Origin of the sequence: Novosphingobium sp. (genome assembly GCF_039595395.1) — a bacterium.
Classification (GTDB): Bacteria; Pseudomonadota; Alphaproteobacteria; order Sphingomonadales; family Sphingomonadaceae; genus Novosphingobium.
The window spans coordinates 15,855-38,562 of sequence record NZ_JBCNLP010000005.1; the positions used below are offsets into that span (position 1 = coordinate 15,855).

The 22,708-nt window shown below is 61.5% G+C and carries 26 protein-coding genes and 2 pseudogenes; 11 read left to right on the forward strand and 17 right to left on the reverse strand.

Going from position 1 to position 22,708, the window contains the following annotated elements; translation table 11 throughout:
• Positions 1–325: 325 nt before the first annotated feature.
• Positions 326–577: a hypothetical protein gene (locus tag ABDW49_RS19470; RefSeq protein ID WP_343614446.1), complete on the forward strand. Its 252-nt coding sequence runs from the start codon at positions 326–328 to the stop codon at positions 575–577.
• A gap of 154 nt (positions 578–731) precedes the next feature.
• Here ABDW49_RS19470 and ABDW49_RS19475 read toward each other — a convergent pair whose 3' ends face one another.
• Entirely contained in the window at positions 732–1,013 is a 282-nt protein-coding gene (locus tag ABDW49_RS19475) for a transposase (RefSeq protein ID WP_343614448.1), read from the reverse strand.
• Positions 1,014–1,035: 22 nt separating this feature from the next.
• Positions 1,036–1,334, reverse strand: a pseudogene (locus ABDW49_RS19480) (zinc-binding dehydrogenase); the annotation flags it as partial.
• A gap of 101 nt (positions 1,335–1,435) precedes the next feature.
• Here ABDW49_RS19480 and ABDW49_RS19485 point away from each other — a divergent pair.
• Complete coding sequence (locus ABDW49_RS19485) at positions 1,436–1,750, forward strand: hypothetical protein (protein ID WP_343614449.1); 315 nt, start codon at positions 1,436–1,438, stop codon at positions 1,748–1,750.
• Between the two features lie 483 nt (positions 1,751–2,233).
• Here the strand turns inward: ABDW49_RS19485 and ABDW49_RS19490 are convergent, their stop codons facing one another.
• From ABDW49_RS19490 to ABDW49_RS19500, 3 genes are read right to left on the reverse strand one after another with little or no spacing between them, the layout of a single operon-like run.
• Complete coding sequence (locus tag ABDW49_RS19490) at positions 2,234–3,067, reverse strand: EamA family transporter (RefSeq protein ID WP_343614451.1); 834 nt, start codon at positions 3,065–3,067, stop codon at positions 2,234–2,236.
• Between the two features lie 6 nt (positions 3,068–3,073).
• A complete protein-coding gene (locus ABDW49_RS19495) occupies positions 3,074–3,856 on the reverse strand; it encodes a GNAT family N-acetyltransferase (protein WP_343611712.1) in 783 nt (260 codons plus the stop codon).
• 32 nt (positions 3,857–3,888) lie between these two features.
• A complete protein-coding gene (locus ABDW49_RS19500; RefSeq protein ID WP_343611710.1) occupies positions 3,889–4,641 on the reverse strand; it encodes an NAD(P)-dependent oxidoreductase in 753 nt (250 codons plus the stop codon).
• Between the two features lie 206 nt (positions 4,642–4,847).
• Here ABDW49_RS19500 and ABDW49_RS19505 point away from each other — a divergent pair, with 206 nt between their 5' ends.
• From ABDW49_RS19505 to ABDW49_RS19515, 3 genes are read left to right on the forward strand one after another with little or no spacing between them, the layout of a single operon-like run.
• Entirely contained in the window at positions 4,848–5,288 is a 441-nt protein-coding gene (locus ABDW49_RS19505; protein WP_343611708.1) for a GFA family protein, read from the forward strand.
• Between the two features lie 34 nt (positions 5,289–5,322).
• Positions 5,323–5,613, forward strand: a complete 291-nt coding sequence (locus ABDW49_RS19510; RefSeq protein WP_343614452.1) for an NUDIX hydrolase — start codon at positions 5,323–5,325, stop codon at positions 5,611–5,613.
• A complete protein-coding gene (locus ABDW49_RS19515) occupies positions 5,610–6,389 on the forward strand; it encodes a PhzF family phenazine biosynthesis protein (protein WP_343614454.1) in 780 nt (259 codons plus the stop codon). The genes ABDW49_RS19510 and ABDW49_RS19515 overlap by 4 nt, the downstream gene beginning before the upstream one ends.
• A 280-nt stretch (positions 6,390–6,669) precedes the next feature.
• On the opposite strand, the gene ABDW49_RS19520 is transcribed toward ABDW49_RS19515, so the two are convergent.
• The 7 genes from ABDW49_RS19520 to ABDW49_RS19550 form a co-directional block, all read right to left on the reverse strand.
• Positions 6,670–7,299: a MarC family protein gene (locus ABDW49_RS19520; protein WP_343614456.1), complete on the reverse strand. Its 630-nt coding sequence runs from the start codon at positions 7,297–7,299 to the stop codon at positions 6,670–6,672.
• Positions 7,300–7,391: 92 nt separating this feature from the next.
• Positions 7,392–7,979 carry a hypothetical protein gene (locus ABDW49_RS19525; RefSeq protein ID WP_343614458.1) on the reverse strand — a complete coding sequence of 196 codons (588 nt, stop codon included), beginning with the start codon at positions 7,977–7,979 and terminating at the stop codon, positions 7,392–7,394.
• A gap of 34 nt (positions 7,980–8,013) precedes the next feature.
• Positions 8,014–8,487, reverse strand: coding sequence for an NADH dehydrogenase ubiquinone Fe-S protein 4 (locus tag ABDW49_RS19530; protein WP_343614459.1), 474 nt, complete (start codon positions 8,485–8,487; stop codon positions 8,014–8,016).
• The gene (locus tag ABDW49_RS19535; RefSeq protein WP_343614461.1) at positions 8,450–8,971 is read right to left on the reverse strand and encodes an Hsp20/alpha crystallin family protein; all 522 of its coding nucleotides are present in this window, start codon (positions 8,969–8,971) and stop codon (positions 8,450–8,452) included. Before ABDW49_RS19535 ends, ABDW49_RS19530 begins: the two co-directional genes overlap by 38 nt.
• 93 nt (positions 8,972–9,064) lie before the next feature.
• Entirely contained in the window at positions 9,065–9,538 is a 474-nt protein-coding gene (locus tag ABDW49_RS19540; RefSeq protein ID WP_343614462.1) for an Hsp20 family protein, read from the reverse strand.
• Between the two features lie 209 nt (positions 9,539–9,747).
• Positions 9,748–10,017: a protein usg gene (locus tag ABDW49_RS19545; protein ID WP_343611701.1), complete on the reverse strand. Its 270-nt coding sequence runs from the start codon at positions 10,015–10,017 to the stop codon at positions 9,748–9,750.
• Entirely contained in the window at positions 10,014–10,250 is a 237-nt protein-coding gene (locus tag ABDW49_RS19550; RefSeq protein ID WP_343614464.1) for a hypothetical protein, read from the reverse strand. Before ABDW49_RS19550 ends, ABDW49_RS19545 begins: the two co-directional genes overlap by 4 nt.
• A gap of 271 nt (positions 10,251–10,521) precedes the next feature.
• On the opposite strand from ABDW49_RS19550, the gene groES reads away from it, so the two are divergent.
• Together groES and groL are read left to right on the forward strand one after the other, a co-directional pair.
• Complete coding sequence (gene groES, locus ABDW49_RS19555) at positions 10,522–10,836, forward strand: co-chaperone GroES (RefSeq protein WP_068081727.1); 315 nt, start codon at positions 10,522–10,524, stop codon at positions 10,834–10,836.
• 55 nt (positions 10,837–10,891) lie between these two features.
• Positions 10,892–12,510 (forward strand): annotated as a pseudogene (gene groL, locus ABDW49_RS19560) (chaperonin GroEL).
• 101 nt (positions 12,511–12,611) lie between these two features.
• Here groL and ABDW49_RS19565 read toward each other — a convergent pair.
• A complete protein-coding gene (locus ABDW49_RS19565) occupies positions 12,612–13,004 on the reverse strand; it encodes a response regulator (protein ID WP_343611695.1) in 393 nt (130 codons plus the stop codon).
• A 313-nt stretch (positions 13,005–13,317) separates the two neighbouring features.
• Here ABDW49_RS19565 and ABDW49_RS19570 point away from each other — a divergent pair, with 313 nt between their 5' ends.
• Together ABDW49_RS19570 and ABDW49_RS19575 are read left to right on the forward strand one after the other, a co-directional pair.
• On the forward strand, positions 13,318–13,788 hold the full coding sequence (locus ABDW49_RS19570) for a hypothetical protein (RefSeq protein WP_343614466.1): 471 nt from the start codon (positions 13,318–13,320) through the stop codon (positions 13,786–13,788).
• A gap of 291 nt (positions 13,789–14,079) precedes the next feature.
• On the forward strand, positions 14,080–15,759 hold the full coding sequence (locus tag ABDW49_RS19575; protein ID WP_343614468.1) for a DUF5597 domain-containing protein: 1,680 nt from the start codon (positions 14,080–14,082) through the stop codon (positions 15,757–15,759).
• A gap of 221 nt (positions 15,760–15,980) precedes the next feature.
• Here ABDW49_RS19575 and ABDW49_RS19580 read toward each other — a convergent pair whose 3' ends face one another.
• Complete coding sequence (locus tag ABDW49_RS19580) at positions 15,981–17,039, reverse strand: alpha/beta hydrolase (RefSeq protein ID WP_343614470.1); 1,059 nt, start codon at positions 17,037–17,039, stop codon at positions 15,981–15,983.
• Between the two features lie 269 nt (positions 17,040–17,308).
• Complete coding sequence (locus ABDW49_RS19585) at positions 17,309–18,307, reverse strand: NAD-dependent epimerase/dehydratase family protein (protein WP_343614710.1); 999 nt, start codon at positions 18,305–18,307, stop codon at positions 17,309–17,311.
• Positions 18,308–18,353: 46 nt separating this feature from the next.
• Here ABDW49_RS19585 and ABDW49_RS19590 point away from each other — a divergent pair, with 46 nt between their 5' ends.
• Positions 18,354–19,244, forward strand: a complete 891-nt coding sequence (locus ABDW49_RS19590; protein WP_343614472.1) for a LysR family transcriptional regulator — start codon at positions 18,354–18,356, stop codon at positions 19,242–19,244.
• 150 nt (positions 19,245–19,394) lie between these two features.
• Here the strand turns inward: ABDW49_RS19590 and ABDW49_RS19595 are convergent, their stop codons facing one another.
• On the reverse strand, positions 19,395–19,874 hold the full coding sequence (locus ABDW49_RS19595; RefSeq protein WP_343614474.1) for a cupin domain-containing protein: 480 nt from the start codon (positions 19,872–19,874) through the stop codon (positions 19,395–19,397).
• 566 nt (positions 19,875–20,440) lie between these two features.
• On the opposite strand from ABDW49_RS19595, the gene ABDW49_RS19600 reads away from it, so the two are divergent.
• On the forward strand, positions 20,441–21,349 hold the full coding sequence (locus ABDW49_RS19600; RefSeq protein WP_343614476.1) for a LysR family transcriptional regulator: 909 nt from the start codon (positions 20,441–20,443) through the stop codon (positions 21,347–21,349).
• Here ABDW49_RS19600 and ABDW49_RS19605 read toward each other — a convergent pair.
• Complete coding sequence (locus ABDW49_RS19605) at positions 21,318–22,553, reverse strand: cation:dicarboxylase symporter family transporter (protein ID WP_343614478.1); 1,236 nt, start codon at positions 22,551–22,553, stop codon at positions 21,318–21,320. The genes ABDW49_RS19600 and ABDW49_RS19605 overlap by 32 nt on opposite strands.
• Positions 22,554–22,708: the final 155 nt, after the last annotated feature.

The window sequence follows — 22,708 nt, forward strand, 5'->3', positions numbered from 1 at the left end:
GTTCCACGCAAGCCCACCGGGGTGATTCGTTGCATTGCGTAAAGGCGCAAGGCCGCCGTACCCGGCGATGGTCTGAAGCGGCTGAAAAAGAGAGAGGGGCCCATCCCTGCAGGGCACCGCGCATGGGCGCCGGGAAAGCCATCACAGGATCGGTACAGGATATGTCCATCACCAACACCCCTGTTGATGGAAGCCATCCCGCAGCAAGCCCCACTGCGAGATGGCCAGAGGACATCACCTTAACCTTTGGCTCAATACGCAATTTGTGCAGAGAGCAGGCAGCCTATCGACGATGCGCCCACCGAGGGACGACAGGAGGTGCACGATGACCTTTGATGAGATCGGCCCTCAGCATCTCGAGCGCAAAGCGATCCTGCATGCCCGGCAATCGTCCGCCCACCAAGTCCTTCACAACCGGGAGAGCAGCGCCCTGCAATACGCGATGCGGGATCGCCTGGGCATTCTGGGATGGTCTCGTGTCGAGACCATAGATGAAGACCTTGGCCGCTCAGTTGCAGGAGGTGTGACACGCGTCGGCTTCGACCGCAGGGCAACGATCGTCTGCTGCTCCGCCTGAAGGGCTGCCTCAATGAGTATGAGCTCGATCTTCTGCGCCAGCGTTCGCTCGCGGCCCGTTACGAGAAGGCCCGGCGCGGCGAATTGGTTGTTGCGTCTCATGTCGGCTTTATAAATGCTGGCGACCGGATCGAGAAGGATCCCGATCGCCGAATTCAGGAAGCCATCGCTCTGGTTTTTGACAAGGTGACGAAACGGGCCTTTTTCAGGCCGCGACGCTTGGCGATCTTCATGGCCCATGTCTTCAAGGCAAAGGTTTCCGGGCTGCGAGTGAGGATCGAGCTGGCGGCTTCGTAAAGTAGCTTGCGTACGGCCCCGTCGCCTTGCTTGATAATGCGCCCTGTCCAGTCGAGCTCGCCTGATTGATGGCGTTTGGGCACCAGGCCCCAGTAGGCGCCGGGATTGCGTGATTGCCGAAAGCGGCCAGCCTCATCCACTGCGACTGCGAAGGCTGCGGATGCCCGCCTCGGCCACGCCGATGATGATCGATTGGCCCCAGCCGCGGTGGCAGCATTCGGGTGCGGTCCGCATCACCTCGGTGTTGCCGGTCGCATCGAAACTGTAATCGGCACCGCCGTCGGTCAGCTCGACCACCTTGGCAACGACCTGCTCGCGCGTCTCACCTTTGAGTTGAGGAAATGGGTCATGCCAAGCTTGCGAGCCTAAGCCTCGCGGTCAGGGTTGATACCGATGCCGATGATCTGTCCCGCGCCGGCGAGCCGAGCTCCCTGAATGAGGTTGAGGCCGATGCCGCCTAGCGCCTCCTTCTGACAGATGAATGTTCCAATCAGCGCCAATACAGGAAGCCCCCCTTATGCACCGTCCATCGGCGGTAATCTCCGTCATGGAAAGGCGTATCATGAACAAGATTGGCATCACGATCACGGCCGCGCTTGTCGCAAGCCTGACCTTCGGAGCTACGGCAGCAAATGCCCAGTCGTGGGGCTATGATCAGTGGCAGGCGAGCCGAGCTTACAATGGTGCCCAGGTGCGCGCCGATCAGGCCCGCCGCGATCAATACGCAGCCCGCGTGGCAGCCTCCTACGGCGACTACCCTGCCGCGGACCATTATGCCCGTGAGGCTGACAAGCATCGTTATCAGGCGTGGAAGGATGCCCGCTATGCTCAACATGAGGAACATGCTGCTCGTTGGGACTATTGGCATGGCTACTGACAGATAGGGCTGACATAGAACTGTGGTGCCGCCTGACCACATTGCCATAGCGAATGAGCTCATGCTGGGTAGATCGCCCAGCATGTCGTGAATGGCTCAGGTGCGTAGAGAATGTGAACCGCTGACAAATCCGGCCTTGCCGGGGTTCATCGTGGCTCGCGCCTAACGCTACACCACGAAATGGGACACGATCAAAGCGGATGGCGACACCCAATGAAAAGCTGCGCATCGAGATCTCAGAAACAGATCACGCAGGGCAGGAAGATCGCGAGCCTCAGCGGGTCTAATAATCATAGGAAAATCTACCTCTGGAGGTCAGCTCAATTTCGGGTATCTTACCTTTAGGCGGTACAAGTGGCCTCGCCTCTGCTCAACCATGCGAACGCGCTCTGTGCGAAGGCGGACAAGCGCTTAGGCGGCATCAATATGATCGGTGTGCTTCGCATGCTTGAGGAGGTCACGCGCAACCGACGGACAGGATGATCAACTGGCGCGCAACAGGGCCGCCCCGGCGGCAATGAGCATGGCCGCGATGGTGCGACGGAGGCCGACCGGCTCCCTGAGGAAAACAATCGATATCAGAACACCGAACAGGATCGCTGTTTCACGCAACGCCGCTACGATGGCGACGGGGACCAGCGTCATGACCCACAGCGCGAGCCCATAGGATGCGGTGGTGCTTGCCCCTCCGACAATGCCCAAGCGCCAGTGCCGCCCCAAGTAGGCGCGGAACACCTGGCCGCGCCGCATGATAGCCCAGCTTGTCAGCGGAATGCCGGTCAGCAGGAAGATCCACAAGGTGTAGGCCGCTGCGGATCCTGATTGCCGCACACCAGCGCCATCGACCATCGTGTAGCCGGCAATGACAACCGCATTGAGCAGTGCGAGGCCCGCCCCCTTGTCCAGCGAGCGGAGCGGGTTTCCTGCCACGCCAAGGATACCGGCACAGACGACAGCGACACCGCACCAGGCTTGCCAGCGCAATGGTTCGTCCAGGATGGTGGTGCTCGCGATCGCGACCAGCAACGGCGCGGCACCCCGCATCAGCGGATAGGTGCGGCTCATCTCCGCGACCCGATATGTCCACGCGACCAGCCCATAATAGCTGATGGACAGGATTGCCGATCCGGCCAGGAAGGGCCAGCTTAGGCGCGCGGGCGCCGGCAGGAACGGCAGGCCGACCATGGCGATTGCTGCCGCAGCCCCTGTAACCAGGGCGGTCATCAAGCCCCTGTCCTCGCCGCCCCGGATGATCGCGTTCCAGGTCGCGTGCAGCGCCGCTGCGACCAGAATGACAGGGAAGACCGCGGCAATCACGAGGAGTCAGCGAAGATCGAGGTGGAGAAAACGACTAAAGCCGCCCTCCGTGTAGTGTGAGAAAGCCGGCCCCTCCTCAAACCCCCGACTACGATAGAGCGCAACCGCCGGGTCGAACGACGGCAGGCTTCCTGTTTCGAGGCTTAGCCGCCGAACGCCGCGAGCCTTGGCCACGGCAATGATCGTGTCGAGGATGGCCCGGGCCGCTCCCCGGCGGAGAAAGTCCGGGTGGGTGCGCATCGACTTCACCTCGGCCGTACCATCAGGCATCATTTTGAGGGCGCCGACGGCGGCGACACGGTGGCCGGACCAAGCCGTCCAAACCGAGACTTCGGGCATTGTAAGCCCGGTCAGATCGAGCGCGTGAACATTGTCCGGCGGGGAATCCGCCCGCATACCTGCCAGATGCAGCGCAAGCAGGGCGCGGGTCTCCTCACCGCTCAGATCATCTTCACGCACCTCAAAAGCCGGGCCTCCATCAGCTTTGAACGGGGAAAGGGATCGCTGCCAATCGTACGCATGCTCCACCGTCGCCACGATCACCTGATACCGATCATACCATACCGCCCGCCCCTGCTCGCGGATGAGCGAATGATCGGGATCGTCCTGCCACGCGTGCGCATCGGCATGGTTGCGCCACCAGCTGACGGTGATTCCGACGCCAGCAGCATCACGCGACGAAACGATCCCCAGATATCCGTCACGCGCTGCCGCGGCGGTTGCCATGGCCTCGGCCGCAGCAGCATAACCCTCGGCATCTGCCTGTGTGCGACCCGAGACGAAGATCACGGCGACCGCGCCGGGAGGAGGTGGACGATCCCTCATGCGGTGGGCGCCACCTGCTGTGCGGCCATACGGAAGTCCGGGTTCCAGCCGAGTGCCGAGATCGCCTTGTCGATGCGGACCTCGCCGCCCGGATTGGCGACGTTGTAGATGCCGGGCGCCCCGTGATCGATCGCGAGAACGGCGGCGTAGGCTGCGGCATCGACATGCAGCGGCGACGCGCCATCCGGCGCCTCGCTCCAGGTTCCGGGGCCGAAGAGCTGGCCGTAGCGCAGCACCACGCCTTCGATCCCCGGCGTCTCGAGCACGGCGCGCTCAAGCGGGACGATCCCTTCCCGAATCGTCGTGCCCCGCGCGCCGTCCGCATCGACTTCCAGCGGGTCCTCCTCTGCATAGGGCGGCGTGCCCGGCGCATAGGCCCAGGCAATGCTCTGCGCGATGATCCGCCGGGCGCCGGTTGCCACCGATGCCCTTACCAGGTTGGGCGTTCCTTCGCGGCGCAGCCGAGCATTGGCACGCCGGGCCGCTTCCGGATCCGTAGCCATGTCGCCGGAAAGATCGGTAAGCTGGTGGATGACGACCGTCGGCGCAGCATCTGCCACCGCGCGCGCCAGGGCCTCGGCATCGAACACATCGACGATCACCGGCCGAGCGCCCGCCGCCTCGAGATGAGCCGCACGCTCTGCCGAGCGCGTCGTACCGAAAACCGTGTGCCCTTGCTGCAGCAGCAATGGAACCAATCGCTGCCCGATAACGCCGGCGGCACCCGCCAGGAAGATAGTGTGAGGCATCGCGCCCTCCTTGATGATCTGCGCATCAGGTGCAGCGCAATGCTGCGCCTGGGAAGCACCAAGACCGCCAGCTTTGACTGTACCATCGTCGTGGTACCGACCTCCCTCAAGGCAATGGTACAGTCGAAATCGGATTTCTTGCGGCTGGCCGTCACGCGCCAAACCGCTACTCCTGCAATCTGCCATCGTCGCAAGGGAAAACGCCCATGACAGAAACAGTCACCACCATGCTCGGCGGATGTCATTGCGGATCGGTGCGGTTCGAAGCCACGTTGAGCGATGGCTTGAACACGATCCGTCGCTGCACCTGCTCCTATTGCCGGATGCGCGGCGCGATCGCCGTCTCGGCTGAACTGGGTGGCATCCGCCTGCTCCAGGGCGAAGAGATGCTCACCAGCTACCGCTTCAACACGCAAACAGCACAGCATTTCTTCTGCTCGCGCTGCGGGATCTACACCCACCATCAGCGCCGATCCAACCCGAACCAGTATGGCGTCAACGTTGCCTGTCTCGATGGGGTAAGCCCCTTTGACTTCGAAGAAGTGCCAGTCTTCGACGGCGTCCGCCACTCCCGCGACAATGACGGAGTTACCCTGCGCGCCGGGACACTGCGATACATCCCGAACGATCAGAGCGATCCGGCGTAAGCCGGTCCTACGATAAGATGATGTATATCCAAACATGATCACCCCATCATCCGTTCGCAGACCTGTGCCGGCCACGATTGCCGCCGTGATCCGGGATGGATCCGTCCTGCTGGTCCGTCGCGCCAATCCGCCGGACGTCGGCTTGTGGGGCTTTCCCGGCGGCAAAATCGACTATGGCGAGACGATCGCGCAAGCCGCCGTTCGCGAGCTGCTTGAGGAGACCGGCATCCAGGCCGAGGCAGGCCCGGTGTTCAACTGCGTCGATGTCCTCGATCGGGCCGAGGATGGGACGATCCGTCACCATTATATCCTCATCGCTGTGTGATCAACTATTCGGAGTGCACCTTCGTCTTCCCCGCTTCCACACCGGGCTGCGATTTCCAAGTGCGCTTCTTCGCGATGAACAGCGGCGCCGAAATTCCCATCGCCGGCCATCCCACCGTCGGCACCGTGTTTTCGCTGGCAGAGCGAAAGCTGATTGCGCCGGGTCGCCACTCGATCATGCTGCAACTGGGCGTCGGACCGACGCAGATCGATCTGGAATGGCATGAGGGTCGTCTTGCCTTTGCCTGGATGCAGCAGCAGCCGCCCAAGCTCGATGGCACCATTGGCGACCGCACCGCAGCCGCTGCGGCCATGGGGCTCAAAGCGGAAGATCTGGCCGATCTCCCGATCCAGCAGGTTTCCTGTGGCGCGCCCTTCCTCATGTTCCCGGTCAAAACTCGCGCGGCGGTGGACCGCGCGCAGCTCGATCGCGGTGCCATGGGGACTTTGCTCGACAAGGCTGGCTTGATCCGGCGCGGCGTGCTGATTTTCTCGCTGGAGGCGGCCAGTGATGATGCCACTGCTTACAGCCGCATGCTCGGCTTCGGCGTGACCGAAGACGCGGCGACCGGCAATGCCACCGGCCCGTTGGGAGCCTATCTCGTGACCCATGGTTTGGTGCCGCTCGCCCAGGCAGGTCGTCTGGTAATCCGTCAGGGCGTCAAAATGCACCGGCCAAGCAAGCTCTATATTTCTGCAACCGAGCTAGGTGGCGGACTGTCGGTCAAAATTGGAGGGCGCGCCGTCAAGGCGGCGGATAGGCGGATGCTTGTTTGACCGGTTTTGGACCGACTCCTTGGTGAACTTTATTCGCAGAGCAGCGCAATGCAGTCAGGCTATCATCAGCCAGATTAAGATCACCATGAACATATCCGCCTAACAGTTCCAAAAGGCTATTCGAGCGGCTTGTTGAGCGCGCTGATGTCGGCAGGCGACCAGCTTACGCCGTTCCGATGCATCTTATGTAACGTCGGTTTATACAAACATCTGCCATCAGGCGCGCTCATATACATTCCGTAGTGTCTGATATCTTTTTGTTCAAAAGATTATCTATTTCTCAACGGAGAAACGGCGCGCTGGCCAAGCCGTCAAAGACGAATTGTGCTGCAAGCCCTGCCAACAGCACGCCGGAAATCCGGCTGACGACGTCCGCGCCGGTTGCTCCCAGAACCGCGATCAAACGCTCGGCCACGCGCATGGCCCCAAAGGTTAGCAGCATACAGGCCAGAATCATGGCCAAAACGCTCAGGCCTTCGATCCATCCCGCCGTCCGGCCCATGACCAACACCGCGGCAGACAAACTCCCGGGTCCGGCGATAAGAGGAAACGCAAGTGGGAAGACGGCAATGTCACCCGGGCGTTCCGCATCCTCCCGTTCCTTGGAGTTGAGTGAGGAGAGACCGGGACTGGAGAAGGTGAGCGTCAGCGCCTGAAGAAACAGCAAGATGCCGCCAGCGAAGCGAAACGCAGACAAAGAGACATGCAGAAGCGAGAGCACAAAGGCTCCACCGGTCGCAAACAGCAACAGGACAAGCCCGGCGATCAGAACCGAGCGCCGGGCGAGGCTGCCACGCTGCTCGTGATGGACGCCGGCGGTAAGACTTGCAAAGACGACGGCGGTCTCGACCGGGCCGATCGTCACAAGCAGCGTCACGAAGGCGGACAGGATGTTGGGTGGGACGTGCATGAGTGCTTGTCGAAAGATATAGAGGCAGGGGTGCAGCCGGGCACGGAGCCCGGCTGCACGGGATTACGGCAAGTAAGCGTCGCTTGGCCTGATCAGATTGTGACCGCGGGTTTGTTGGATGCTGCCTTCTGATCGGGATTCGGCGCGGTCAAGCCATGCGGCGTGGCCGTCGGTGCCACCGTGCCCTCTGGCGCGCAATCGCCTGAGCTTGTCGAGACCAGTTTGGGCTGGGTCGCGCCACCCTGCGATGTGAGCTGCCACGAGCGACTGCAGGTGTGTCTACCATCCGAGGTGGAGACGAAGCTGTAGCTCACGGTTCCGGCCGGCATTTTTCCGAGCGCTGTCAGATCCACTTTGGCACCTTGAGTTAAACTTGCCAGTTGCAGCGCATCAACCTGACGCATCATCGCGGCGGCCTGCTGATCCATCTGTGCGAAGGCCCAATCCATGCCAAATGGTGTGAAAGCGACCGGATCGAACAGCGCTGGCGGGATCAAGCGCTTTGGCGGATCGATTTTCACCTGGGGCGCCACATCGCCCTGATATTCGATATGGGCGAGCGAGCCATCGGGGAGATTGACGGTCATGACCTTGCTGGCACCAGAGGCAGCCAGCGCGGTTCCCGCAACTGCAAGCATTGCGACGCCTAAAAGAGAGGCTGTACGAAACAACTTGTGCATCAGTCGTCCTTCCATGATTGGGGTGTTGAAGGGGCTAGCCCGTTCGCCTCAAAGGGCGCGGCCGAGGCGCCAGCAAAGTTCGGGCTTCGGATTCGAGGCAAGACCCGAGTGCAACGTCACGCGAGCGCGTCGGAGACGACGGTGGGCTTTGGACACATCCATGAACGAGGCAGGAGAGACCCTGCCGATGGCAATAATCGACAGCCGCCTGCTGATCGGAGAAGTGCAGTTCGATCTGCTCGAGCGGATCGCCGCCGCCCGTCCAGCCCATCAGCGGCTCGGCAACAGGGGCCCAGCGCGGCAGGAACCGTACACGCCATTGCCCTGCCCTGGCCTTTCCTCCCTGGCTTACCGCACCAGGCAAGGGTTCGATCAGTGCCTGCGCGTCGCGGGGAAGCGCACTTGCCGAACACGGCAGCGCCTGATTGTCATTGGCGATGGGCCCGGGACCAAAGTCCCGGACCATTTCATCACGCCGCCTTCCCATGGATCGGGATCCGACGAACATTCTCGTTCGTCGCCTCCGTCACGGGCAAGATGACGGTCAGCACGCCGTTCTCGAACGTCGCACTGACGTTATCGCCGACGATACCGCCGGGAAGGCCGATCCGGCGTTCGAAGCGGCCATAACTCCGCTCGGAATAGCCGCGATCCTTGTCCTCGACTTCGGCGCGCTTCTCACCGCTCAAGGTGAGCGCACCATCCTTGATGCCGATCTCGATGTCGTTCTCGTCGAGCCCAGGCAGTTCGGCGGTGATGCGCAGTTCCTTGTCGGTCTCGGCGAGTTCAACGCGCGGCCATGAGGAGCCGCGGTCGCCTCCGTCGAAGGCCGGCACGCCAAAACCGCGAAAGACATCGTCGAACAGGCGGTTTACCTCACGGTGGAAGTACAGCAGTGACAGCATCTGCGCATCCTGCTGCTGTTCAGCGCGCACTGGAACCGGCAGCCGGTTGTCCTGCCGGCTCCAGGGAATGAGATCACGAATAGCCATGATGGTCATCTCCTTTCTGGCTGGATGTAAGGCTGAACCTGCCGACGCCGCCGCCGGAAGGGCCGGCAGTGCGTCGGCAGGTCGGGGAGCAGGTCAGGCGGCCTGGCTGACCTGCTCCTTAACCTCGCTGAGACGCGGGGTCGCCAGCTCACCGCCACCGATCTCGATCCGGCGCGGCTTCATGGCTTCGGGTACGACCCGCTTGAGATCGATCGAGAGAAGGCCGTTCTCGAAGGCGGCGTTTCCAACCTCAACGAAGTCCGCCAGCTGGAATCGGCGCTCGAAGGCCCGCAGCGCGATACCGCGATGCAGATACTTGCCCTCACCATCGTCGCTCGCCCGCTTGCCGGTAACGGTGAGCAGGTTCTGCTGGGCGACCACCTCGATGTCTTCGGGCCGGAAGCCCGCGACAGCGAGCGTGATGCGGTAGCTGTCCTCACCGAGCTTGAGGATATCGAAGGGCGGAAACCCTTCTTCCTCGCGGGCGCTTGTTTCAAGCATGTTGAACAGGCGGTCGAAACCGACCGTGGTTCGCCGATAGGGCGTAAAGTCAAACGTGGTTCTCATCGTTCCAAATCCTCTGTTGAGCGATCTGGGCATGAGCTGCGCCGGTAACGCAAAGAGCCGGCGCCCTCCATGTCCCACCGGGCCCGACAGTGGCACCCGGCGCCCGCAATCTAATTTTGTCAAAATCGGCTTCAAGATGCCTGAGAAAAATTTTTCAAGACCAAGGCTCTTCGGCTGCCACGCTCAATCGCCGCGTGGGGAATCGCCTGTCATGGCAGCGGCAGAATGGGGTGCGCGGCGCGCCATTCGGTGGGGCGAACGAGCTTGTCATGCGCGATACGCACCGAATGGAGGGGGGCTTCGATCTCGCGCCGCCAGTGGTCGAGAAATCCGAACAGCACCGGGAAATCGGGCGCGAGATCATAGTCCTGCCAGACGAACAGCTGCAGAAGCGAAGGGGCGTCAAGACGGAAGAAATGGATTTCCGCCGTGGTCAGCCCGTAGCCCTTCAGCTGCGCCAGAAAGCCTCTGTCGGTCATTGCAGGGAGCGGTTCGCGTCCTGGCCTTGGTCGAGTTCTCGCATGGCGGCGAGAATATCATCGATCGGGAATGCCCGTTTCGCGCCAGGCGGTTTGCGCAGGGCCGGCTTGTTGCGCACGGCGGACCGATCAGATGCCCAGGAAGCAAGGATGGCACGCTTCACTTCGGGCTCCAGGCTCGGGTGATGCGCGACATCGAAGGGGTGAAGAAAACGTGAGAATGGCTGCGACATGGCCGTCTCTCCTTTCCATGTGTCGCTCTTTCGATGCGTCGGTCGATGCCGACGGCCCGGTATTTTGGTGCGTCATCGAGTCGCGTCAAGATGCGAAATCGGCGAGGGGGGCGTGCCCGAAGACGGTGATCTGGCACTCAGCGAATGTGACTGCCAAAATTTTTTCGGCCCCCTCTTGAACCCGAAAAAGGCTTTTCATAATTTACGCCCACCTGTCGCGCAGATGAACGACAGGGTCATCACATCTTGTTTTGCATCTGGAGGTTTTGCCATGCATTTCCGCCCCTTGCACGACCGTGTGGTCGTTCGCCGCATCGAAGCCGAGGAGAAAACCTCGGGCGGAATCATCATTCCCGATACAGCCAAGGAAAAGCCGCAGGAAGGCGAAGTCGTTGCTGTTGGCCCAGGCACGCGCGACGAGGCCGGTCGGCTCGTCGAGCTGTCGGTCAAGGCCGGGGACCGCGTCCTCTTCGGCAAGTGGTCGGGGACCGAGGTCAAGATCGGTGGCGAGGATCTGCTCATCATGAAGGAGAGCGACATCCTCGGCGTCGTCGAGACCCAGGCTGAGCTGAAACAGGCCGCCTGAGAGCGCTTGTCATCCTCTAACATTCAGGAAGGAAAAATAGGAAAGGAGTTTGGCCATGGCTGCCAAGGAAGTGAAGTTTGCGTCCGACGCGCGTGATCGCATGCTGCGCGGCGTCGATACGCTGGCCAACGCAGTGAAGGTGACGCTGGGCCCCAAGGGGCGCAATGTCGTTATCGAAAAGTCGTTCGGCGCGCCGCGCATCACCAAAGATGGCGTGAGCGTCGCCAAGGAAATCGAACTGAAGGACAAGTTCGAGAACATGGGCGCGCAGATGCTGCGCGAGGTTGCCAACAAACAGAACGACAAAGCCGGGGACGGCACGACCACCGCGACGGTTCTGGCTCAGGCGATCGTGCGCGAGGGTTCGAAGGCGGTTGCCGCAGGCATGAACCCGATGGACGTCAAGCGCGGTATCGACCTTGCGTGACGACCGTCGTCAAGGATCTTGAGGCACATTCCAAGCAGGTCAGCGCCAACAGCGAGATCGCGCAGGTCGCGACCATCTCCGCCAATGGCGACGAGGAAGTCGGTCGCATTCTTGCCGAGGCGATGGAAAAGGTGGGCAACGAGGGCGTCATCACCGTCGAGGAGGCCAAGAGCCTGGCAACCGAACTCGAGACGGTTGAGGGCATGCAGTTCGACCGTGGCTATCTCTCGCCCTACTTCGTGACCGACACCGAGAAGCTGAAGGTCGAGCTCGACGATCCCTATATCCTCATTCACGAGAAAAAGCTCTCGAACCTGCAGCCGATGGTGCCGCTGCTGGAGAAGGTGGTGCAGTCGGGACGGCCCCTGCTCATCATCGCCGAGGACGTCGAGGGCGAGGCGCTCGCGACGCTTGTGGTCAACAGGCTGCGGGGCGGCCTCAAGGTTGCGGCGGTCAAGGCTCCCGGATTTGGTGACCGCCGCAAGGCCATGCTCGAAGACATCGCCATTCTCACTGGCGGCAATGTCGTCAGTGAGGAGCTTGGCACCAAACTGGAGAGCGTCACCATTGATATGCTTGGCCGTGCCAAGCGGATCATCATCGACAAGGACAATACGACCGTCGTCGATGGCGCCGGAGTCGGCTCCGACATCGAGGCCCGCGTCGCCCAGATCCGGGCGCAGATTGAAGCCACGACCAGCGACTACGACCGCGAGAAGCTCCAGGAACGCGTCGCCAAGCTTGCGGGCGGCGTCGCGGTGATCCGCGTCGGCGGAGCCACCGAAGTCGAGGTTAAGGAGCGCAAGGACCGCGTCGATGATGCGCTTCATGCGACGCGCGCCGCTGTCGAGGAAGGGATCCTGCCGGGTGGTGGTATCGCTCTGCTGCGCTCCACCAAGGCTCTGGACGGCCTCAAGGTGGCCAATGACGATCAGCAGTCGGGCATCGACATCGTGCGGCGCGCCTTGCGGGCGCCCGTTCGGCAGATCGTCGACAATGCCGGCGAAGACGGCGCCTTCATCGTGGGCAAGCTTCTCGAAAGCGACGACTACAATTGGGGCTTCAATGCCGCGACCGGAGACTATGAGGATCTCGTGAAATCGGGCGTCATCGATCCGGCCAAGGTGGTGCGCACCGCTCTCCAGGATGCGGCATCGGTTGCTTCGCTCCTGATTACAACCGAGGCCCTTGTTGCCGAATTACCCAAGGAGGAGAAAGCCACGCCCATGCCGGCGATGGATTTCTAATAAGACAGGCGGGCCCTTGCCTGGGCAGGGGCCCGCCCCATCAGGATTGCCAGCTCCGCCCCGGATAGGCGCGTTGGCACACTATAAGGTGATGCGGTCAGTCATGCCGATCCGCAGTTTGGGCATAGGCGGCTGACCTCAACGAGAAGTGCATCGATCTCATAGGGCTTTTCAAAGACGGCCTCGAACAGGTCCGGTCGCCCCCGGCCAATTGCGCCCTGCGCGCCGCTCACGAGAATGATCGGGGTGTTGCCCAGGTCTGGCAGAGCCCGCAAAGCCGTGGCGAGCTCAAGCCCGGTCAGACGAGGCATCATGAAATCGGTGATCACAAGATCGGGCCTGAAAGTTGAAACGTGGGCGAGCGCTTCCTGACCATCCGACGCGGTCTGCACCAGATAGCCAACGTCCTCCAACGCCTCTGCAAGCCACGTCGCTAGAAGCCATTCGTCATCGACGACCAGTATCCGACGCGGATTTTTAGCATCTGCAGCCATTTGCACCGCCTGGGTCGGCTGATTGGCGCGGTGGAAAGGGCTGCAAATTCATTCGATTTCCACCTTGCTCGACAGCGATTCGTCGGGCCCAATGAGGGGATTGCCGGCGAGAACGGATGTTGGCCGCAGGGTATAATACTTACCTGTGATCAAAGATCCTTTCCCTTTGGGGCATGGCGGGTGGCGTAACGAAATTCCTTTCGTCACACAGGTGGCTCAGTTGGTCGACCGCGTGGTTCCATAGTGGGGATTTGTCATGCGGCTCGCAGGGCTCGCTGTTGCGTTCGCCTCCAGCAGATGCAAAATCGCGCTCATGAATACCGATGACCTCTATCGTCTTCTGCGCGTCAATCATGTGCAGGCGCAGGGGATTGTCGGCACGGTTTCGGATCCGCTGGTGGTGCTGGATAGCAGCCTCAGCGTCCAGGCCGCGAGCCGCGCGTTCTTCGATACCTTCGGGGTTGATAGCGATGAAACCATCGGGCAGCCTTTTTATGGACTGGGCAATGGACAATGGGACATCCCTGAACTTCGGCGCTTGCTGGAGGATGTGATCCCGAGAAGCGCGGCTGTCATCAACTACCAAGTCGAACATAACTTCCCGCGCCTGGGCCAACGAACAATGCTGCTCACCGCTGATCCAATGTCTGATATGCCCACCTTTATCATGGACAGCGGACCTTCCGAACGCCACAACCCTTCGGTCAACCCAGCATTAGCCGGGATAGCAGGGGTGCCCCTGCCCTCCCCCGCTGACAAAGGCGACCTTCAGGTGGCCCTTTGACCTCCTCGAAAGCGGCCATTGGTTCATGACACTTTCTCTGGGTTCGTTTTGAAGAAAATTCGTTTAGACTGGAAGCCCTTCTCAGTCAGCCAGGGCACTGCGGCGATATGTGGTGAACGCGTTCCGCGATCCGCTGGCAAAACTGGGGCAAAATCCATCGTGGACAACTGAATTGCATCACTTGAGATAGTCTGTCAGTCCGCCGTTGAGCAGTGCACCTTGCTTAATTAGAACAATACTCCTACTTCTGATATGCACGCCAGCGAGCGAGCACCAGAGGGAGGGTATATTGTGAAGCCGATCCTGCGCGACCTGTTGCTGGCCATTGCCGCCATGCCGCTCATGCCTGTGGCGCATGCCAATGACCTGCCGACCATCAAGAACCGCCAACTGCTGGTAGATGGCAAGCCCTATCTGGCTCTGGGCGGGGAACTGCACAACTCCAGCGCCTCCAGTCCGGAATATATGGGACCGATATGGGCCAGGCTCCAGGCAATGCATGTCCGCACTGCTCTCAGCACTGTCAGCTGGGAGGATTTCGAGCCATCCGAAGGGCATTACGACTATCACCTTATCGACGCCCAGGTCGCGCAGGCCCGCCAGCATGGTATGAGGCTGGTGCTAATCTGGTTTGGCGCCTTCAAGAATGCCAGCTCGACCTATGCCCCCAGTTGGGTGCGTGCCGATTCCGCCCGCTTCCCGCGTGCAGTGGTCCAAGGCCAGTTCAAGGAGGCCTTCACCTATCCCGATGCGATGCCCAAGCCGGTGCTGTCGGTCTTCTCGCCCGAATTGCTCAAGGCTGATCGAGCAGCCTTCAACGCCTTTATGAAGCACTTGGCCCAGGCCGATCCCGATCATCGCGTCATCATGGTGCAGGTGAACAATGAAACCGGCATGCTGCATGACAGTAGGGATCGCTCGCCTCTGGCTAATGCCGCATGGGCGCAACCGGTGCCGCCCGCCTTGCTGAACTATCTCGCCGTGCATCGCGATAGCTTGCGGCCCGAACTGGCGGAGGTCTGGGCACGGCAGGGCCGTCGCACCAGCGGCACATGGGCTCAGGTCTTCGGCAACGACTGGCAGGCCGAAGAAATCTTCATGGCTTGGCGCTTTGCCAGCTATATGGAAGCGCTCGCCGCCGAGGGCAAAAAGACGCTCCCTCTGCCGATGTATGTCAACGGTTGGCTAGGCCCTCAGGAGGGCCAGTCGGTGGCTGGCCAATATCCCAGCGGCGGCCCTGCCAAGCGGGTGCTGGATGTCTGGAAGGCAGCAGCGCCTTCGCTCGATATGCTCTCGCCCGATATCTATGTGCCCGATGCCAAAGTGCCGCTGGCCGATTACGACCATGCGGGCAATCCGCTCTTCGTGCCGGAGGCGCAGTTCCGCACCGGCAATCTGTTCTGGGCTCTGGGCCAGCATGGCGCACTGGGCTATTCGATCTTTGGTATCGAGGACGGAAAGCCCGACAGTCAGCTGGCTCAAGCGTATGGCATGCTGGCTCATATGGATGGCGTGATCGCCCGCGCGCAGGCTGAAAAGCGCATCGCGGGCATTCTGATGGATGATGGCAAGCCGGTCCAGGTCCACCTGGGCGGCTATACGATCACTTTGCGCGAGACGCAGGCGCTGCTCAAGCAAATGCTGCTCGACGTGGGGTTGCAGGCCCCGCCGCCCCCGCCGCCACTACCCAGCGAGACCGACTCAGGTGTGCCTGCACCCGGTGACAGCCGCCCCTATGGCCTGATTATCGATGAAGGGCATGGCAGCTTCCTGCTGATGGGCAAGGGCTTTACAGCTGATTTCGCGGACAAGTCGGGGCTGGCCGAAATCGACCGCGTCGAGGAAGGTCGGTTCGAGGAAAATGGTTGGAAAACAGGCCGCGTAATCAATGGTGATGAACGACTGACGATCATTCCCATGGATCGCATGGGGATGGTCCGCGTCCAACTGCTACAAAAGCAACGCCAATGACAGTATTCAGTTGCAAAGGGGCGAAGTGACCACCCACTGTCCAGACACGCTGACTAAGGCGACGTCCGCGGACTAATTCGCGATTGCCCAAATCGGGCTTTCGTTCATCGACAGATCAATGGGTGACCCACCGGCAAATCTGGAGCTTCAAAACTACCGCGATCGAAAGCCGGATTGTCGGAAGTCATTTGAATCTGCCTTTTGAGTTTGTCTAGGGTGGGTCAGCGCAACCGATCGAGAAGCTGCCTGATGGCGGCGATGACAGCATCGGGCTGATCGAGTTGGATGAAGTGGCCCGAACGGGGCACGATGGTGTTGCTGCCTGCCGTCGAGAGGGCCGCCAGCCGGTCATGCCCCTCCCGCCATACCGCATCGGCCTTCGCGTTTTCCTGCGCCGACAAGCCAGGCAAATCGGAGCCATTGCCCCGCGTCAGAATGACCAAGGGCAAAGCCCCCAGGTCACGGCTCCCTACGGCGCTTTGACGATCGTCGATGGTTCCGTGATGCGCGTCGGTGATGTTGGCCGACAGAAACTCGGAGCGGACCGCGCGTTCAAAGTCATAGGTCTTCTCTTCCCTGTCCCTTTCGCGATGGACCTCGCCATCGGGATCAGGCGGATTGTCGAGACAGTCTGACTTTGCCTCGGCAGGCGTTGACAGGCGCCCGCTTTTCGCCAGGGCGACGCATCGGTCCAGCATCGTCAAAGTGCGTCCGTCTGATGCCGCCATTCGCCCCGCCGCCTGCGGACCGATGGCCAGAGCGATGGCCCGCTGCTGGCCGGCAAAGGCAGGGTCGACAAGCACCATGCCGGCAAGGTCCGCCCGATAGCGCCTGGCATAGACCGTTGCGTAAAGGCCGCCCAGCGAATGCCCCACCAGCACGACAGGCGTACTGATTGTCTTGGAATGCAGCAGGGCATGAAGGTCGAGAATCGTGTTGTCGAGATCGACCGGCGCGGAGCCGGACGTGCTGAAACCATAGCCCGCCCGATCATAGGCGCATGCCCGGGCGACCTTGCCGATGGCCGGCTGGACCTTGCGCCAATCGAAGGTTCCCCCACCAAGGCCCGATAGGAAGATTACAGTTGGCTTGCCAGTCCCGATGCACACCATGTTCAGGTGCCGCCCACCTCGGATCGCCACAAGCATCCGCGGGCGACCGTAATGTTTCGTGACGAAACCATCGTCCTGTGCATGAGCCATCAGGGGCGACAATATACCGATCACCGGTAGGATCATCTTGAAAATTTTGACTATTACCCTCTCGAATTCGACAGCCATCTCATACGAGCTGCGTTTTCGAGCCCGAAACCGAACGCAAACTGACAGAACCGTTGCAGGTTGAAAAGGGTCGGCTGCCAGCCCTCAGTCGACCCGCCAAATTTGACCGGCGGGCAGTCTTGTCAGATCCCGCTGGCATTCCGGTCGTTCAGCGTTTCTGAGCCGGCCGTCGGAACCGGTCGCCTGTTCATTGTATGCTGACAATGCACCTATCTCGGCCGGTGACGGCTAAATCTTATGGGGTGCGACGATACATTTCTGAACGGTCCTCAGCTCACGCCAAGCCCGGCGAGCGTTTCGCGCACTGCCTCGCCGAACGGCGTATGCGGCTCGACACCAAGGAAACCGGTTAGCCGGTGATTGTCGAGGCGGACCGGCTGCTGCCAGAGGTAGCGCATCTTTACGATCTCACGCGGCGTTTCCTGAAACCAGCCCGCCACGCGCAGCAGGAACCAAGGCAGCGGCTTGACCGGTATGTCTCGCCCAAGGGCCGCAGCGATCGCCCTGGTCATCTGCGTGCCGTCGGCGTCCCAATGGCCCGCGAAATGGAAGCGCGCGAAGGGCTCCAGTGCCTCGGCACGGTCGAGCAGAAGCGCGATCGTCTCCGCGGCATCAGGCAGATAGGCCCAGGCATGACCGAGGCCTTTATGTCCCGGATAGGTGATGGCCTTGAGCCGCGTGCCTGGCTTGACCAACCCTTGCGCGAACCAGTTGTTGCCACCGCCCGGCCCGAAGAAATCGCCGAGGCGCAGGATCAGCACCGCAACCCCGTCCTTGGCTGCCGCCGCGAGCCGGTTTTCAAGTTCGACGCGGATCGCCCCCTTTGCCGTCACCGGGTGTTGCGGCGCATCCTCGACAAGATCGGGAAAGGCGTCGGGCCCGTAATTGTAAATCGTACCAGGCAGCACGATACGCGCCCCGACCGCCCGCGCAGCCGCGATGCTGTTGTCGATCATCGGCAACACCAGCCGGCCCCAGTCGCGATAGCCCTTCGGGTTCACGGCATGCACGATGACCTGCGCACCCTGCGCCGCGCGCAAAACGTCTACCGCCTGCATCGCATCGCCTTCGATCCACCTCATGCCATCCAGGTGATCACCTGTGGTTGCAGCTCCGCCGCGCCGCATCGCCGTGACCGACCAGCCATGCGCCAGCAGCGCCTTGGCCACCGCGCGCCCGATGCCACCCGTTGCGCCCAGAACCAGCGCTGTCCTTGGATTTTCCATCGTCTTGCTCCTTTTGCTGCAGGGAGTGTGGACCGACGGCATCTGAATAATAATTGTCGAAAATCTTCGATCTGCTAGTGGATAAACCATGAACCGAATGATGGACTGGGAAGATCAACGCGCCTTTCTCGCCGTGCTTGAGGAAGGGAGCCTGTCCGCTGCGGCGCGGCGCCTGCGGGTCACCCAGCCCACCGTGCGGGCACGGCTCGAGGCGCTTGAAGCTGCGTTGGGCAGCAAGCTGTTCACCCGCTCGGTGCGCGGCCTCGTGCCCACCGCGCAGGCCAGGGCACTTGGCGAGGCAGCGCGCGCCATGGCCCGTGCCTCGCAGGCTTTCGAGCGCAGTGCCAGCGCGCCACCCGGCGAAATTGCCGGCGTGGTGCGCCTGAGCGTCTCGGACTTCATCGGCGTCGCAGTGCTGCCGGCAATGCTGGCCCGCTTGCGCCAGCGCCATCCTGCACTGATCCTCGAGATCGAGACCAGCAACCGCGCCGCCAACCTGCTCGAACAGGAGGTTGATCTGGCGGTGAGGATGACGCCGCCACGTCAGGCCGCGCTCGTCGCGCGTAAGGTGCCGTCGATCGCGCTCGGCTTCTACGCGCATGTCGATTATCTGGCAGCGCGCGGCATGCCCGGCGCGGCGGAGGAGCTGAACCGGCACGATCTGATCGGGCCGGACAGATCCGCGATGGACCTAGAGGCGATCACCCACGTACTTCCCGATCTCGACAGGCAGCGTTTCACCCTGCGGATGGACAGCCATCCCGCGCAGCTTGCAGCGGTGCAGGCCGGGCTCGGCATTGGCGTCATCCAGCGCGCAATCGGCGACCGTGATCCCACGCTGCGCGCCGTTCTGCCGGATTTCGCCATCGGCGCGCTTGAAACATGGATCGTCATGCACGAGGATCTGCGCGACATGCCCCGCGTCCGTGCGGTCTTCGATCATCTGGCCGCCGAGTTCGATGCTTATGGGAAAGGGTGAAACCGCTGACAGAGCCGCCGTTCGAGGCTCAAGCTGGAGCCTTCAAATCCTGCCTTACGTTCATCATCTTTGCTCGAACGGGCGCCACACACCACCTTAATAAATGTAATGGCTTATCGGGGAATTTGCTTTGCACATCCCCAGCAAGCTTCAATAAGGTTGGCCATCCTTATGGGTGAAACGCCAGCTTGTGCCCTCTCTCACGGCTTCCAGATCATCGCGTGGATAGGACACGCTGTCACCCGACTGCCGGTCGCCGACTTCGAGATAGGTCGCTTCCACGTTGGAACGGTTGACCAGATGATGCGCGGTGCCCTCACGAGGAAACCCCGCGCACATGCCCGGCGTCATAACCAGTTCACCATCATCATGGACCAGCGTGATCTCGCCTGTCAGCACCATCACGAACTCATCCTGAACGGAATGCCGGTGGTGAAGGGCTGACACCGCCCCGGGCGGCAGCGTAACATGGTTCGCACCAAAGCTCTGGATTCCGAACAGGTCACCGAGCGGACGTTTGATACGCCCGCTCATCATGGAGGCGAAGGGTTCAGGATAGTTGGACGGCCTGGTTCTTGCAGGCGCTTCGGCTGCACGCACTGCAAGCAGATTGCGCTGTGGATGAGACATGTCCGCTTCCTTGCTGGCCTGGTGAAGCTAAAGTCAGCGCGCGGCCCTGACAATCAGAGAAAGGGTGACCTCGTGAATTTTCGCCACCAAACCCGACCTTCAGAGGCCAGGCTGCGGCGTCGGAACCTGTTGTACGTTTACCACCATCGGAGCGCAGGGCAATGTCGGGGCCCGGGACAGAGCCGCCGGTCGACGCCGCGATTGAGATCGTCCGGTTAAGCCCAGGAGTTGCCATTTCCGGGGTCAATTGAGCCCGTCAAAAGCCGCCGGTCCCACACCTCCTGTGCAGAGACCGTGATTGTGAGCGCTTGGTACATTGCCGTCATGCCCTTGCAACGTTCGTAAGGGCAGGCTCTTTCCCGCTTGCCGCCGATCTCGCACGCAGGGGAGTTACAAGGCGCTCGTTTCCGGTATTAGCTTATCAAGCTTTTGTGTTTCAAAGTCACACATGACGCTTCAATTGCAGGCCAGCTCGGCGCACAGGGACTAGCTGGAAGGGCGAAGTTTTCTCGCGAATCACGACGTGTTCAGTCCTTTTGACCAGGTACGACCTAATGACCTCTCCGATGCCCATGAACTGCGAATTACTCGATCTGCGCGCGCTCATCGCCGTGGCCGACGAACGCAGCTTCATGCGAGCGGCACAGCAACTCCATTTGTCTCAGCCGGCGCTGAGTCGGCGGATCCAGAAGCTTGAGCAGGCGGTGGGGACGGTTCTGGTTGAACGCACGACCCGTACCGTCCGCCTCACGTCCGCGGGCCAACAGGTCGTACCGCTGATCCGCCGAATGCTACAGGAGATGGACGGCTCACTGGTGGGGTTGATGGCCCAGGGGGAAAAGGCCGCCGGACGCATCACACTTGCAAGCGTCCCCAGCGCAACCGTCCAGTTCCTGCCGCAGGTGCTGCAGAATTTTGCCAATGACTATCGTCACACCAGGGTCCGCATCCTTGATCTGTCCGCCACGGAATGCGCGGAGGCGGTCCGCACCGGCGAAGCCGAGTTTGGCCTGTCCCTTCCGGTGGGCCCAGATTCGGACCTTTCCTACACGCCGCTGCATCAGGATCCCTATGGGCTTGTGTGCCGCCGAGACGATACCTTGGCTACCGCTCCGTCGCTTGGCTGGCGCGATCTTGAGGATCAAAGACTGGTGACGGTTCACCGCGCCAGCGGCAACCGTACCACCCTGGAGGGCGGTCTCGCCGCGCAAGGCATCAACTTGACGTGGTTTTACGAGGTAACACGCCTGACATCGGCCTTGGCCCTGGTTAGCGCAGGCCTTGGCCCCTCGGTGTTGCCCCGCCTCGCCTGCACAGGGCCAGAGTCCGGTGAACTGGTATGGCGACCTTTGTGCGACCCCACGATAAGACGCACAATCGGCGTGCTCCAGCGTCCAGGCGCTCACCTCTCCCCCGCGGCAACGCGGCTGATCGACCTTCTCTCTAAAGCCTGGGAACAGGCCCAGCCATCGTGAGCTTCCCCCCGTTCCAGCAAGCCACCAGCAGGGTCGCACTGATGTTGGCAATGCCGCTGGTCAGGGCGCGCATGGTGGAGAGCAGGCGATCAACCGCGATGAGCATGGCGGCCGCCCCCACCGGCACATCGGGCAACAGCGACAAGGTGAGCAACAGCGCGGAAAATCCGCTGCCGATCACGCCAGCCGAAGCCTTGGACGTGACCAGCATCACCGCGAGATACAGTGCGATCCGTTCCGGCGGTAGGGGGATGTGTAAAGCCTCAGCCAGAAACAGCGTCGCCACGATCAGGTAGACGCCCGTTCCCGCGAGGTTGAGCGTGTAGCCCAGCGGCACCACCAGACCAACAACAGCCGGTTCGGCACCCAGACCTTCCAGCTTGGTCATCAATCTGGGCAGCACCACCTCGCTGGATGACGTGCCCGCAACGATGAGAAATTCGTCGCGGAAATGACGCAACAGGCCGAGCGGCGACAGGCCCGTCCGCGCGCGAACGACAACCAACAAAGCCACCGACAGCCCCACGCAGGCAAGTGCGAACGTAGCAACCAGCATTCCGAGCGAAGAGATGAAGCCGATGCCATAAGCCCCCACCGTATAGGCCACGGCACCAAAAGCACCCAGCGGCGCGATGCGCAGCAGGAAACCCACGATGGCGAACTGCAGTTTAGCCAGCGCGCGAATACCCTGCGTAATGGGTGCGCCCGCCTCACCCAAGTGCAAAAGACCGAAGCCGACGAGCCCGGCAATAAACAGGACCGGCAGTATATCGCCCGCCGTAAAGGCCGAAAAGAAGGTGTCTGGCACCATGCGGAGGAGGAAGTCACCAGCGCCATGAATCGGAACCCCTGCCAGTTGTTGATGCGCATCCACAACGCCCGGTAGCACCGGCGGCAGCGTCAGCCCGGCGCCGGGATGAAGCACGCTGGCCGAGATCAGCCCTGCCAACAAGGCCGTCACGGTGATCGCCAGAAAAACGACAAGGGCGCGTATCACGGTGGTACCGGTGCGCAGGGCGCCACCATGCAGCACGATGCCGTCGACAATGGTGCAGAACATGATGGGTGGCACCATCATGCGCATTGTCTTGATGAAGCCGATGCCTAACGGCGCCAGCTCGACGCCAAAGTGTGGCCAGAAATGGCCAACCAAAATGCCGGCCAACGCGCCAACGATGACCTGCCCATAAAGATGCCGCAGCAACCCTCGCCCCCTATTCATGCGTGCTGCGCATAACATGCGCCGATCATTGCATTGGATAAAATATTGGGAGTTGCTCAAATAGTCAAATCACAAGGGCCACGAGGGTCCAATGACAATCAAAAACGGGCGCCCAAATCCGGCCCCGGGGAGCAGGT